Raw genomic sequence first — 13,582 nt, 5'->3', positions numbered from 1 at the left:
AGTTGGATGCATAAACATAGAGCAACTTGAGTAGCGCCGGGAGTATCACATGTTGGAAACAAGAGGGGATAGCCTTTGGGCTGCTTCGGAAAGCATGGGCGACAGGGGAAACGCCGCAAGCATTGAGGCAGCACGTGGTCGGCGTTTGTTGCTCGTATGCAAGAGCAATCTTGAGCGGCAGTGCCTTTATAACGGGCTTGTGCTGAACGGACTCAAGCTTCCCGTGGAAACACAAGCGGCGGTTGAACTCGCAGATCCAACGGACGATATTGCTGTTGTTCTGATCAATATCGGCTCAAAGCGTTTGGCCGATCCGTTTTTTTCGGAGAAGTTGCAGGCTGTGATCGAACTCTGGCGTCCGGTTCCGGTCGTTTTTCTCGCCGAACGCGAGGAGTGGTCCCAGGTTGTGCGCGCCATGGAAATCGGTGCTCGTGGCTACATTCCCACTTCAGTCGATATCAAAGTCTGTGTTGAAGCCATCCATCTTGCCACCGCTGGCGGTATGTATGTTCCGGCCTCCATGGTTTTCCAAACCGCGCCGACCGATATCGACGACGATGTTTTGGGTGAACTGCTCACGGCACGAGAGATCGAGGTCGTCCATGCCATCCGAATTGGCAAATCGAACAAGATCATCGCGTTCGAACTCGGTATGAGCGAAGGCACGGTAAAGGCACACGTGCATAATATCATGAAGAAGATCGGTGCCGCGAACCGCACGGAAGTAGCGTGCAAGCTGCACAGAATGTACGGCGAGAAGTTCGATTTCGACTGACTATTTCGATTTTCGTTGGACTGGCTCAGCGCCTGTTGCCCACAAAATATGGAGGGGCGAACTGGTGATCCGCTCCTCCATAATAAGGATGGATGTTCTTTTGTTGGGCTCTCAGTCCAGTCTCCCCTGAAATACCAGCCTTCCAGAGCCCGATTACATACTCGATCTGCTACGCTATAACGCTACTCATTCCCCACATTCTTCGACCAAAGCTAAACAACATCATTAAACGGCTCGATGGTTTTGTTTTTTAGTTACATCGAACCGGGATAAATGCGCTATGCGAAGTTTTTACCATACCAGTAACTCTTGCTTTGCTTCAGTCTTTCGTGTGCAAGAGATAACTGAAAGAATACAACTGTTCGATTTTCAGTGAATATAGATATTGGATTCTCTATTAACGATTAGGTTTATGAGAGTTGCGTCGGGCCGTTCGAAGGGGCGGTCGAGCTTTAGACATTGATCGGTGAAATATGCGTTTCGTTTGAAATGTAAACGAATGTTTATACTTGAATTTATGCTGTTTTTGTTGGCCATTGGGCGAAAGCGACAAATATCGAAAATTGCTGAAAAGCGAATGCTATTCGAAGCCATTCGAACTGAAATGGTTGCTTTCTATTGAAAAAACGCGAAATTACCCGAACGTAATCAGAATAATGCCAGATCCGGGATAAAAATGCAGCTCACTCCCCGTCACAACGCAATTCTTGAGCTCGCTCGCAAGCAAGGGCAGGTTCTGGTGGATGATCTGGCTGCGGCTTTCGAGGTGACGCCGCAGACGGTCCGCAAGGATTTGAATGATCTTTGCCGCGCCCGGATGTTGCGCCGCATCCATGGGGGTGCACTCTATCCATCCGGCGTCGAGAACATGGAGTATGAAGCACGACGCCGCATCGCCGCGCATGAAAAGGAATCGATCGGGCGCGCTGCCGCAGAAATCATTCCGGACGGTGCTTCCTTGTTCATCAATATCGGCACCACAACCGAAGCCGTCAGTCAAGCGCTGGTCGACCACAACAATCTGATGGTCATCACCAATAATATCAATGTTGCCAATACGTTGCGTGTTCACCCCTCTATAGAGGTGGTGGTGGCAGGCGGCGTCGTGCGCCCGTCTGATGGAGGGATTGTTGGCGAGGCCGCCGTTGATTTCATCCGCCAGTTCAAGGTCGATTACGCAATCATCGGCGCTTCGGCTATGGACGAAGACGGTGCTTTGCTCGATTTCGATTTCCGCGAAGTGAAGGTGGCGCAGGCCATTATCGCCAATGCCCGGCACGTAATCCTTGTGACTGACGCCACAAAGCTGGAGCGGACAGCTCCGGTGCGTATCGGCCACATATCGCAGATCAATACCTTCATTACCGACCATTGTCCGTCGAACCAGTTGCGGGAGCTGTGCCACGAAAGTGAGGTAGAGCTGATTGAAACCCTTGGAGAAAGCCGGGCGGCAGAAAAACAAGCATAGTTTCGTTTATTTTCGATTTGCTTTCGTATGAAATGATTTATATTCGCTTTGGTTTTCGGAGAGTGGTCTTCGGGGTTCGCCATGGCGCAAGAGAAACTATTTGATATTTTTGTAATCGGCGGTGGCATCAACGGCTGCGGTATCGCACGTGATGCGGTTGGTCGGGGATTTTCAGTTGGCCTTGCCGAGATGAACGATCTGGCAAGTGGCACCTCATCGCGGGCAACCAAACTCATTCATGGTGGTTTGCGCTATCTGGAGCACTATGAATTTCGTCTGGTGCGCGAGGCGCTGATGGAGCGCGAGGTGTTGTGGGCCAACGCACCCCACATCATTCATCCGATGCGCTTTGTGCTGCCTTATCATAAGGGCGGAATGCGCCCTGCATGGCTGTTGAGGCTCGGGCTGTTTCTCTACGACCATCTGGGCGGGCGTAAAAAGCTCCCCGCCACGCGTACGCTTGATATGCGCTCCGACCCGGCTGCGCAGCCCTTGAAACCGCTTTTTACCAAGGCATTCGAATATTCGGACTGTTGGGTGGATGACGCGCGTTTCGTTGCCTTAACTGCCCGTGATGCAGCGGATCGCGGAGCGATAATCCAAACCCGAACCAAGGTCGTGGCGGCGCGCCGGGACAGGGAATACTGGACCATTACGCTCGAAGATACCGGCACACGTGAGCGCGAGGAAGTTCGGGCTCGTCTGCTGGTCAATGCTGCTGGTCCCTGGGCCGACAAGGTTCTGCAGGGTGTCGAAGGAGATCGACAGCTTCACAATGTCCGGCTTGTTCAGGGCAGCCATATTGTGGTGCGCAAGAAGTTCTCCGATCCCCGTTCCTATTTCTTCCAGAACAATGACGGGCGTATCATATTCGCCATCCCCTACGAGGATGAGTTCACCCTGATTGGCACAACCGATCAGGACTATCAGGGTGACCCGGCCAAGGTTGCGATCACCGACGGCGAGACCGACTATCTCTGCGCGGCAGCCAGTGAATATTTCAAGGAGCCGGTCAGACGCGCGGATATCGTCTGGACCTATTCCGGTGTGCGCCCGCTTTATGATGACGGTGCAAGCAAGGCACAGGAAGCAACGCGCGATTATGTCCTGAAAGAAGACGCACCCGATGGGCTTGCACCTCTGATCAACGTTTTTGGCGGTAAGCTGACCACTGCGCGGCGACTTGCCGAACATATGCTGGAGAAGATCGAGCATAGGCTGGGACAAAAAGGTGCGCCGTGGACCCATGCTGCTCCGTTACCCGGTGGTGATTTCGTGGATGTCGAGTTCGAGCGTGAGCTGCAGAAGGTGAAAGTTGCATATCCTTTCCTGACGCCTGCTCATGCGCGGCGCCTGTTCCGGCAATATGGGACGCGTATTCGTGTTCTGCTTGGGGAAGCCGCTTCACTTGCCGACCTTGGACAGCATTTCGGTGCCGATCTTTATGAAGCCGAAGTGCGGTATCTGCTTGAGAATGAATGGGCGGTGAGCGCCGAGGATATTTTGTGGCGGCGTACGAAACTTGGTCTTCGCCTGAATGCGGCGGATGTTTCCTCGCTTGAGGAATATCTGAAGCCTGCACGCGTCGCCTAAGCCCTCTCAATCTGTAGCCGCACTTGCCAGTTGTGTTTTGAGCGGTCATTATCCTCCCAGACAGCGGGTTCCAGCCTTCCTGGGAGGAAAAGATGGGCACACCGCAAGACCGAACACATGCCGATCTGATTCAATCCGCGATCATGACAGCGGGAGGGGCAGCGCGATCTGCTCTGGTCGCCTCGTGGCGACGCTCGTCGGAACTGCACGGGCTTGATCCTGCCGAACTGGGGTCTGTGCGCACCCTTTCCGATGGTGAATTCAGAACTGCTCATCAACGTATCGAACGTCTTGTCAGCATAGCGCAAGCCAGTATGGATCGCCTTTATCTGGCCGTCGGTGGTGTGGGTTGTTGCGTGCTTCTGGCTGACAGCGAGGGCGTTCCCGTTGAACGTCGTGGTGCGCCGGGCGATGATGATACATTCTATCGCTGGGGGCTTTGGACCGGTGCTGTCTGGAGCGAACAGAGCGAAGGTACCAACGGGATCGGCACCTGCATTGTTGAACAGCGCCCGCTGACAATTCATCGCGACCAGCATTTTCATACCCGTAATATCGGGCTTTCCTGTACGGTCGCCCCGATCCATGATCATCAAGGGCGTTTGATGGCAGCGCTTGATGTTTCCTCGTGCCGCGCCGATCTGACGGAGGCTTTTGCGCAGCTTATATCTGTCGCAGTGATCGATGCTGCACGGCGCATCGAGGCTGAAAATTTCCGTCAGGCTTTTCCCGAGGCTCGTATCATGCTGGCGCCAAGCCCCGACAGAACCGGCGGAGCACTGATCGCGGTCGACAAGGATGATCTGGTCATCGGCGCCACACGTGCGGCGCGTCTGGCAATGGGCCTTGACGATGCCGCTATTGCAGTTCCGTTGCCTGCAGCCGATCTTCTCGGCTGGCATGCTGACCCTCGTGAGGATATGGCCGAGTCAGAGCGCAGCGTTATTCTGCGCGCTCTTGCGCGCGCGGAAGGGAATATTTCGGCCGCAGCCGGCCTTTTGGGCATCAGTCGCGCCACGCTTCATCGCAAGCTCAACCGCCTGAAGATCATTCGTCCGCACTAATCAGCAATAAGCGGGCGCAACTGTCTCAATATTGCGACACATAACCTTGCGAGCTTGAATGCGCGGGATGACTCTTTCGTGCTGCCGCGCGATCCTCACTCATGAAACGCTGTAGGAGCAGCGTGGTTTTGGGAGGAATGTCATGAACAAGGTTGAATTCAGCCGGACCGTGAAGCCGGCTTTCGCAAAACGCTACGGAAACTTCATCGGGGGCAGATGGGTCGAGCCCAAGTCGGGCCGCTATTTCGAGAACACTTCACCGGTCAATGGTCAGGTGCTTTGCGAAGTAGCCCGCTCGGATGCCGCCGATGTTGAAGCGGCTCTTGATGCAGCGCATGCCGCCAAGGATGCCTGGGGCAAGACGAGCGCGGCGGAACGCGCGCTCATCCTCAATCGCATTGCTGACCGGATTGAGGAAAATCTGCCTGCGCTCGCTGCCGCCGAAACCTGGGACAACGGCAAGCCAATCCGCGAAACCACCGCTGCCGATCTTCCTCTGGCCATCGACCATTTCCGCTATTTCGCCGGTGTGATCCGCGCCCAGGAAGGCAGCATTTCCGAAATCGACCACGACACGGTCGCTTATCATTTCCATGAACCACTCGGCGTTGTCGGTCAGATCATTCCGTGGAATTTCCCGCTTCTCATGGCGACGTGGAAGCTCGCTCCGGCCCTTGCGGCGGGCAACTGCGTCGTACTGAAACCGGCTGAACAGACACCGGCATCGATCCTGGTGCTCATGGATCTGATCGGCGATCTTTTGCCCCCCGGTGTGATCAATGTCGTCAATGGTTTTGGTCTTGAGGCAGGCAAACCGCTCGCGTCGAGCCCGCGCATCGCCAAGATCGCCTTCACCGGCGAAACGACGACGGGTCGATTGATCATGCAATATGCCAGCCAGAACCTCATCCCGGTTACGCTGGAACTCGGCGGCAAGTCGCCGAACATCTTCTTCAAGGATGTCGCAGCGGAAGACGACGATTTCCTCGACAAGGCCATCGAAGGCTTTGTGATGTTCGCACTCAATCAGGGCGAGGTCTGCACGTGCCCAAGTCGCGCGCTCATCCATGAATCGATTTACGACAAGTTCATGGAAAAGGCGCTCAAGCGCGTGAATGCAATCGTGCAGGGCGATCCCCTCGATCCTGCCACGATGATCGGTGCACAGGCTTCCAGTGAGCAGCTGGAAAAAATCCTGAGCTATCTCGATATTGGCCGCCAAGAAGGTGCTGAAGTGCTGGCAGGTGGCGAGCGCAATATTCTGCCGGGCGATCTGGCTGGCGGTTATTACGTCAAGCCAACCGTATTCAAGGGCACTAACAAGATGCGCATTTTCCAGGAGGAAATCTTCGGACCGGTTGTGTCAGTTGCTACCTTCAAGGACGATGCGGAGGCGCTATCGATTGCCAACGATACGCTTTACGGTCTGGGCGCCGGTATATGGACGCGTGATGGCACGCGTGCATATCGCTTCGGGCGTGCCATTCAGGCCGGTCGTGTGTGGACCAATTGCTACCATGCCTATCCGGCGCATGCAGCATTCGGCGGTTACAAGCAATCGGGTATCGGTCGCGAAAACCACCTCAAGATGCTGGATCATTATCAGAACACCAAGAACATGCTGGTGAGCTACAGCCCGAAGAAACTGGGTTTCTTCTAGCCGAAGCTGACCCCGGAACTGCAATACGGAGAAAACATCTTCGTATTGCGCTCAATCAAGGGATGGAACCGTTCCTCATGCCAGTATTGCGTCGAGCATAACGGTTTCCAATACCCCTCCCAAGGGGGCCTGGGCGGAAACGCCCGGGCGACCTTCTTCTAGTGCCTCCGGAAAGCATTCAGTTTTCGACATTCATTTCTTCCCTCCCCCAGGAAGCCAGCTCAGTTCGACAACGAAGGAGAAACTTCATGGCAAAGACAATGAAAGCCGCTGTGGTGCGCGCATTCGGAAAGCCACTGACAATCGACGAAGTGCCGATACCCGAGCCCGGACCGGGACAGATACAGGTTGCCATCCATGCGTCCGGCGTTTGCCATACCGATCTGCATGCAGCCGAAGGCGACTGGCCGGTAAAGCCCAACCCGCCATTCATTCCGGGGCATGAAGGCGTCGGTTATGTTTCGGCTGTCGGTAGCGGTGTCAAACACGTTAAGGAAGGCGACCGCGTCGGCGTTCCATGGCTTTATACCGCATGTGGCCACTGTCGTCATTGCCTGGGCGGCTGGGAAACACTCTGCGAAGAGCAACTTAATACAGGCTATTCGGTCAATGGTGGCTTTGCCGAATATGTCGTTGCCGATCCGAATTTTGTTGGTCACTTGCCGAAGAACATTGATTTCAACGAAATCGCGCCGGTTCTCTGTGCTGGCGTGACGGTCTACAAGGGTCTGAAGGTAACGGATACCAAACCCGGTGACTGGGTTGTGATCTCCGGTGTCGGTGGTCTCGGCCATATGGCGGTGCAATATGCCAAGGCAATGGGGCTTAACGTTGCCGCTGTCGACATCGACGACAGAAAGCTTGATCTCGCGCGGAAGCTTGGCGCGACGGTTACCGTCAATGCAAAAACGCATAATGATCCGGCGGCCTATATCAAAAAAGAAACCGATGGCGGTGCGCAAGGCGTGCTGGTTACGGCTGTTTCGCCGATCGCATTCGAACAGGCCTTGGGCATGGTATCGCGTGGTGGGACTGTATCTCTAAACGGTCTGCCACCCGGTGACTTCCCGCTCTCAATATTCAACATGGTGCTGAACGGCGTCACCGTGCGCGGCTCAATCGTCGGTACGCGGCTCGATCTGCAGGAGTCGCTGGATTTTGCTGGCGACGGCAAGGTCCGCGCTACCATCCGCACGGAGAAGCTCGAAGATATCAACTCCATCTTCGATGATATGCGCCAAGGCAATATTGAAGGTCGCGTAGTCGTGGACCTGACTCAATAGGCAAGTTGGGCTAATATTAAGAGAGGGCGGTGAATTTCCGCCCTTTCGTATCATGGAGGAGGATATGGTTGAGGTAGCTCCCGGCGACGGCAAGGGTCAGGTTAGCGCCACGGCGGCAGCGCTTGACCTCATCCGTGAATTGCAGGCCGAATATGGGCCGATCATGTTCCACCAGTCGGGTGGTTGTTGTGACGGGTCATCACCGATGTGCTATCCACAAGGAGAATTTATTGTCGGCGATACGGATGTAAAACTGGGCGAAATCGGTGACGCTCCGGTCTATATCAGCGGCCCGCAATATGAGGTCTGGAAGCATACCGAACTCATCATCGATGTCGTTCCGGGGCGCGGAGGCATGTTCTCCCTCGACAATGGGCGCGAAGTTCGGTTTCTGACGCGTTCGCGGGTCTGTTCGGTTCCCTGATTTCTCTTTTCGTTTTGTGGCGAAGCGGTTAGTTAGATCGGAGAGGGAGGGAGACGATCCAACATGGCCGCAGCAGGAAAACGAGCAACCATTCATGATGTGGCACGCCTTGCCGGTGTGTCGATCAAGACAGTTTCACGCGTCTACAATGACGAACCGAATGTGCGCGAAGCCATTCGCGAAAGGGTCAGACAGGCGGGGGGTGAGCTCCGTTACCGTCCCAATGCTGCAGCACGCAACCTTGTTGAACGGCGTTCTCACCTGATCGGACTTTTCTTCGAGAACCCCAGCGCCAGCTATGTCACCGAACTGCAGATGGGCGCACTGGAACGGCTGCGCGACACGCGATACCGGCTGCTGATCTTCCCCGTCGAAAATCGCGAAGACATCCGTGGTGCGCTGATCGAAACAGCCCACGCTTCAGGTCTCGACGGCATCATCGTGACGCCCCCCATGTCGGACGATCCTGAAATTCTGGCCGAACTGACGGCTTCCGCAATGCCATTTGCCCGTGTCGCAGGCGACGCGAATGTTCACCCGACCGATAGCGTCACGATCGATGACGAAGCGGCTGGCGTCGATCTGATGGAGTATCTTCTGAAACTCGGCCATCGCCGGATTGCGATCGTGATTGGCGATCCAACCCATCGCTCGGCAGAGCTGCGCCTCGCAGGCTATCGCCGCGCACTGGAAAAGGCAGGGATCAAGCGCAATCCCGATTATGAGGTGCAGGGTGGCTTCAGTTTTGCGAGCGGTCTCGCCGCCGGAAAGAAGCTGCTTTCGCTTGAGGAACCACCCACCGCAGTGTTTGCGTCAAACGACGATATGGCCGCCGCCGTCATGCAGGTCGCCTATGACCGCAACATTGCGATACCTGATCAGCTAACGGTGGTTGGCTTCGATGACAGCGCGATTGCCAGCATGGTTTCGCCGCAGATCACCACCGTCCGCCAGCCGATTTTCGAGATGACCCGCGATGCGGCGGACATGCTTCTCAACCAGATCGAAACCGGTCATTTGTCGGCCTCCCGGCGGATTGAGTATAAACTCATCATCCGCCAGTCATCGGGAAAAGCGCCGGTATAGGCCTGTCTAGCTCTGGGCAGGATGCGAGGGGAAGAACCGCTCGCGGGCGAAATTGCTGCCGAAGATCATGTCATATTGCAGCATCTGATAGTCACGCAGGAGAGGAGGAAATGGCGGCCTCTGTTGCCAGCCTTCCTCGACTTTCTCCGAGCGGTCGAAAACCGCATGATTGTCAACGACCTGGTAGCGCTCATGCAACTGACGCAGGAAGCCTGTGTAATAGGGATGCTGCATCCCTGCCATATCCAGAATGTGCAGGGGCAGGAAGGCAGGGCTGATCGTACCGGTTCCCCGCTCGGCACCACGTTTATTCGACCAGAGAACAAGCGGCGTTTCGTGTTGCAGCATCATATCGGCGGCAGGCGCTGTGCGGCTCGCGACCCGGTTTGCCATGAACCCGGTCTCGACATAGACGGGGCCGAGTGGTGGCAGATGGTCACCGAAGAAGACGAGAATGGTTTCGCGGTCGCGCTTCGACGCCCACTCCATCAACCGTGCAAGGCTCGCATCGGCATCCATGGCGCCTTGCGAATAGGAACGGATCGACTGGCGCGTGTGCTCGCTGGCGTCAGTCTGCACCTCAAGTTTGGAATCCGGGTAACGATTGGCTTCGTAGGGGCCATGTCCCTGAAGCGAGACGGCAAAGAAGAAGAACGGCGCATCCATGGAATCTGCTTCGCGGATGATTTCGTCGGTCAAAGCAGCGTCGGAGGCCAATGAGCCGCGCTTTTCCAGCGGTGGCATGTTTTCTTCTGACATGAACTTGTCAAAGCCCATGCTTTCATAGACGGGGCCGCGGTTCCAGAACCATTGGCGATAGGGGTGGATGGCGCGCGTCGCATAACCCTGATCCTTGAAAAAGCTTGCAAGCGAGGGAAGCGGGCGACGGATATATTGCTGATAAGGGATACTGCCGGAGGGCAGGAAGGCTTTGGAAAAACCGGTCAGAGCCTCGAACTCGACATTGGCAGTCATGCCACCGAATTCTGGCGAGAAGACATGGCCGGATTGTTCCGCCCGGACTGTCGGAATCGGGTCGGCGCTGAAAGCCACGCCCGGAAGGCGGGTCGGATCCCAGAAGGATTCGCTCATCACCATAATGACGTCAGGCTTGCTGGTATCGAATGCAGCAGGGATCAACTGCGCCGGCGGTTCGATGGCGGCAATTGCTTCGGAAGAATAGCCTTCCGGAGCGAAGACGGTAGCCATTGGCACATTCAGGATGAAGGCCATGGTAAAGCCGTTATGGGCGTAGTTTTCCTTCTGGTCCCACATGATCGGCAGGATGCGCAGACGGTCGCGCGCCAGCGAAAAACTGGCATAGTCGGAAATCACTGCGAACCAGGCGAGCAAGGGCAGCGCGAAGGCAATACGCAGCATCCGACCCTTCCATGGGATCGGATCAAAGCGCCGCCACCAGAACAGCGTCACGGTGATCATCACCGCTGCCGAAGCGATGAGAAGCAGGGCTATGCCGACCGCACTCCACGGGCGGTCACGCACCAGAAGCGGCAGAAGATCGACGATCTGACGGGCATAGAGAAAATCGCTCGGATAAAGCGGGTCACCGAGATAAAGGCTCTTTTCGCGTGCAGTTGTGGCCGCAATCAGTGCCAGCGGGGCGACAACAAAGAAGCCATAGTGAATGCGTCCGAAAATAGCGTCGCTTGCTGTCAGGACCACGACGAAGAGCGCAACGGTCGTCCATGCAGGCTTATGCGGTGTGCGGAAGAACTGCATCGTGTCGGTGAACGAGCCGCGCACGATCCATTCGACAGTGAAAACCAGCAGCGTTGAAAGTACAATGGAAGCGAGCGCAATTGCGGCGAGGCGCAGCGGCCAGGCAATACGGGCAGGCCCGAAAATCGCGGCATCGCTCCAGCGACGCGCTGCGGTATTTTCCATCACACCCGGCATGTTTTACTCACTAACTCCCGCACTTCTACAAAAAGCCTGTCACATTTCTGTCATGGAAATGTCAAGGCACGCTTGGGCCGCGAGTGATACGCACCGTGATCTGAATGGATGATGAATGGAGCATGTCTCCCGAAAGTGGGAACCGGTTTCAGGATAAAGACATGCGTAAAAACAAACAGATAGAGCATTTCGAATGTTTCAATCAAAACAGGGAATGCTCTAAAATGAAAACAGGGCCGGAACTATTCCGGCCCTGTCCATGGCATTATAGCGGATTGGATTACGAAAAGACGTCTTCCAGTCCCTTGGTCAGTTCCAGCGCCTGCCGCTCGAACAGGCGGCGATAGATGCCACCCGGCTTGCGGATAAGCGCATCATGATCGCCTTCTTCAAGGATCTTGCCCTTGTCGAAAACCAGCAACCGGTCAAGCGCACGAACCGTCGAAAGCCGGTGCGCAATGACAAGCGTCGTACGACCAACCATCAGCCGTTCCATTGCCTGCTGGATCAGCACTTCCGATTCTGAATCGAGGCTCGATGTGGCCTCATCCAGAATAAGGATTGGTGCATCTGCCAGAAACGCACGGGCAATCGCCACACGCTGACGCTCGCCACCCGAAAGCTTCACACCCCGTTCACCGACAAGCGTTGCATAGCCTTTCGGCAGGCGGCTGATGAAGTCATGCGCGCTTGCGAGGCGTGCAGCCTCTTCGATTTCCGCCTGTGTCGCACCGGGGCGGGCATAGGCGATGTTCTCGGCCAGCGTCCGGTGAAACAGGATTGGCTCCTGCTGCACGATGGCGATCTGCGATCTGAGCGATGCCTGTGTGACTTCGGCAATGTTCTGTCCGTCAATCTTGATGGCGCCGCCACTGACATCGTAGAGACGCTGGATCAGCTTGACGAACGTCGTCTTGCCCGAGCCCGAATGACCGACCAGACCAACCCGTTCGCCTGCCTCGATCTTGACTGAAAAGTCGCGATAGAGGGCTGCTTCGTGGTTGCCATAGTGGAAAGTGACGTGATCGAAGGTGATCTCGCCATTTCCAATCTTGATCGCCGGTGCACCTGGCTTGTCGGCAATGCCGTAAGGCTGTGCCTCGATGTCGACCAGTTCTTCCATGTCGTTGACCGAACGCTGCAGGTTGCGGATATGCATTCCTACGTCGCGCAGATAGCCTTGCAACATGAAGAAGGCTGTCAGGACGAAGGTGATATCACCCGCCGTTGCCTTGCCCTGGCTCCACAGATAGAGCGCAAAGGCGATGACCACGCCGCGCATCACCAGCAGGTTCGCGCCCTGAATGAAGCCATTCAGCGTACCGATCAGCCATGTGCGGCGTGTGCGACCGCGCCACTTGGAAACGACCTTTGCAAGACGCGCATCTTCACGGCTTTCCGCGCCAAATGCCTTGACAACGGCGTTGCACGAAATGGCATCGGCCAAAGCGCCGCCCATGCGCGTGTCCCAGCTATTGGCAAGCGTTGCCGCAGGCGCAACAAAGCCAAGCGAAATCACGATCGTGCAGACGATGAACAGCACCGAACCGATTGCAACCAGCAACCCCATCAGCGGCCAGTACCACGATAGAAGTACCACCGAACCAACCAGCATCAGGATTGACGGCAACAGTGCCACGATCAGCGTATCGTTGAGCAGGTCGAGCGCCCACATGGCACGCGAGACCTTGCGCACGGTCGATCCGGCAAAGGCGTTGGCGTGCCAGTCTGTCGAAAACCGCTGCAGCTTACGGAACGAACTTGCTGCCATGTCGCTCATGATCTTCAAGGTGAAGTCCGTGATGACATAGAAGGTCAGCTGACGCGTAATCAACGCCAGCGCACCCAGCGCAAGCAGGATGATCAGGGCGTGGATGGCCGCATCCCATCCACTGTCGCCGCCAAGCGACAATGCGTCGACCAGCCGACCGGAATAGAGCGGTGTCAGAACATCTGCGGCTGTTGCAAGCAGCATGCCGATTATCATCAGCGTCAGCCGCAAGGGCTGACTTCGCCAATGGCCGAAAGTGTAGCCGAGGACATTGCGGAAGGCAGGTCCCCGGAAATCTATGCGAAACCGAGTCATATCTATAATACCAGGCCGTGTTTAAACGGATTCTGGTTCCTTTAAAGAAGACAAAACAAGCAGCCGGTGAGGGCTGCGGCAAATTTGGAAGTTTTGGAATTTGCCCTTTTAGGGAGGGCGTTCAGGCCTCAGCCTGCAATGCGGGCCAAAGACTTAAAGCTTGGAAGCGCCCGCGCAAACACTGGGCACCATGGGGAATGGGTAATAGACACGCATCTCATACCTC

10 protein-coding genes are annotated in these 13,582 nt (G+C 55.9%); 8 read left to right on the top strand and 2 right to left on the bottom strand.

All coding sequences use genetic code 11. The features are described from left to right. Positions 1-49 precede the first annotated feature (49 nt). The 8 genes from AC1RHM_RS17035 to AC1RHM_RS17000 all read left to right on the top strand — a co-directional run bounded on the left by AC1RHM_RS17035 (position 50) and on the right by AC1RHM_RS17000 (position 9,353). Entirely contained in the window at positions 50-775 is a 726-nt protein-coding gene (locus AC1RHM_RS17035; RefSeq protein WP_010658038.1) for a response regulator transcription factor, read from the top strand. 676 nt (positions 776-1,451) lie between these two features. Next, the gene (locus AC1RHM_RS17030; RefSeq protein ID WP_010658039.1) at positions 1,452-2,243 is read left to right on the top strand and encodes a DeoR/GlpR family DNA-binding transcription regulator; all 792 of its coding nucleotides are present in this window, start codon (positions 1,452-1,454) and stop codon (positions 2,241-2,243) included. 81 nt (positions 2,244-2,324) lie between these two features. Beyond that, on the top strand, positions 2,325-3,836 hold the full coding sequence (glpD, locus tag AC1RHM_RS17025; protein WP_010658040.1) for a glycerol-3-phosphate dehydrogenase: 1,512 nt from the start codon (positions 2,325-2,327) through the stop codon (positions 3,834-3,836). A 92-nt stretch (positions 3,837-3,928) separates the two neighbouring features. Then, complete coding sequence (locus AC1RHM_RS17020) at positions 3,929-4,900, top strand: GAF domain-containing protein (RefSeq protein ID WP_010658041.1); 972 nt, start codon at positions 3,929-3,931, stop codon at positions 4,898-4,900. Between the two features lie 142 nt (positions 4,901-5,042). After that, positions 5,043-6,560, top strand: a complete 1,518-nt coding sequence (gene adh / locus AC1RHM_RS17015; RefSeq protein ID WP_010658042.1) for an aldehyde dehydrogenase — start codon at positions 5,043-5,045, stop codon at positions 6,558-6,560. Positions 6,561-6,808: 248 nt separating this feature from the next. Then, positions 6,809-7,843, top strand: a complete 1,035-nt coding sequence (gene adhP / locus AC1RHM_RS17010) for an alcohol dehydrogenase AdhP (protein ID WP_010658043.1) — start codon at positions 6,809-6,811, stop codon at positions 7,841-7,843. A 64-nt stretch (positions 7,844-7,907) separates the two neighbouring features. Continuing rightward, on the top strand, positions 7,908-8,267 hold the full coding sequence (locus tag AC1RHM_RS17005; RefSeq protein ID WP_010658044.1) for a DUF779 domain-containing protein: 360 nt from the start codon (positions 7,908-7,910) through the stop codon (positions 8,265-8,267). 63 nt (positions 8,268-8,330) lie between these two features. After that, a complete protein-coding gene (locus AC1RHM_RS17000) occupies positions 8,331-9,353 on the top strand; it encodes a LacI family DNA-binding transcriptional regulator (RefSeq protein ID WP_010658045.1) in 1,023 nt (340 codons plus the stop codon). Positions 9,354-9,359: 6 nt separating this feature from the next. On the opposite strand, the gene AC1RHM_RS16995 is transcribed toward AC1RHM_RS17000, so the two are convergent. Together AC1RHM_RS16995 and AC1RHM_RS16990 are read right to left on the bottom strand one after the other, a co-directional pair. Next, entirely contained in the window at positions 9,360-11,270 is a 1,911-nt protein-coding gene (locus tag AC1RHM_RS16995) for an LTA synthase family protein (protein WP_010658046.1), read from the bottom strand. Positions 11,271-11,550: 280 nt separating this feature from the next. Beyond that, positions 11,551-13,356, bottom strand: coding sequence for an ABC transporter ATP-binding protein (locus tag AC1RHM_RS16990; protein ID WP_011982463.1), 1,806 nt, complete (start codon positions 13,354-13,356; stop codon positions 11,551-11,553). Positions 13,357-13,582 lie beyond the last annotated feature (226 nt).

It is taken from the genome of Brucella sp. GW823-FHT04E01, assembly GCF_058796175.1.
This window is presented reverse-complemented; position numbering and strand designations above follow the sequence as displayed.

What these genes read in the sequence shown, in the direction of transcription:
- AC1RHM_RS17035 (WP_010658038.1), top strand. Translation starts at nt 50, where the DNA reads ATGTTGGAAACAAGAGGGGATAGCCTTTGGGCTGCTTCGGAAAGCATG.
- AC1RHM_RS17030 (WP_010658039.1), top strand. Translation starts at nt 1,452, where the DNA reads ATGCAGCTCACTCCCCGTCACAACGCAATTCTTGAGCTCGCTCGCAAG.
- glpD (WP_010658040.1), top strand. Translation starts at nt 2,325, where the DNA reads ATGGCGCAAGAGAAACTATTTGATATTTTTGTAATCGGCGGTGGCATC.
- AC1RHM_RS17020 (WP_010658041.1), top strand. Translation starts at nt 3,929, where the DNA reads ATGGGCACACCGCAAGACCGAACACATGCCGATCTGATTCAATCCGCG.
- adh (WP_010658042.1), top strand. Translation starts at nt 5,043, where the DNA reads ATGAACAAGGTTGAATTCAGCCGGACCGTGAAGCCGGCTTTCGCAAAA.
- adhP (WP_010658043.1), top strand. Translation starts at nt 6,809, where the DNA reads ATGGCAAAGACAATGAAAGCCGCTGTGGTGCGCGCATTCGGAAAGCCA.
- AC1RHM_RS17005 (WP_010658044.1), top strand. Translation starts at nt 7,908, where the DNA reads ATGGTTGAGGTAGCTCCCGGCGACGGCAAGGGTCAGGTTAGCGCCACG.
- AC1RHM_RS17000 (WP_010658045.1), top strand. Translation starts at nt 8,331, where the DNA reads ATGGCCGCAGCAGGAAAACGAGCAACCATTCATGATGTGGCACGCCTT.
- AC1RHM_RS16995 (WP_010658046.1), bottom strand. Translation starts at nt 11,270, where the DNA reads ATGCCGGGTGTGATGGAAAATACCGCAGCGCGTCGCTGGAGCGATGCC.
- AC1RHM_RS16990 (WP_011982463.1), bottom strand. Translation starts at nt 13,356, where the DNA reads ATGACTCGGTTTCGCATAGATTTCCGGGGACCTGCCTTCCGCAATGTC.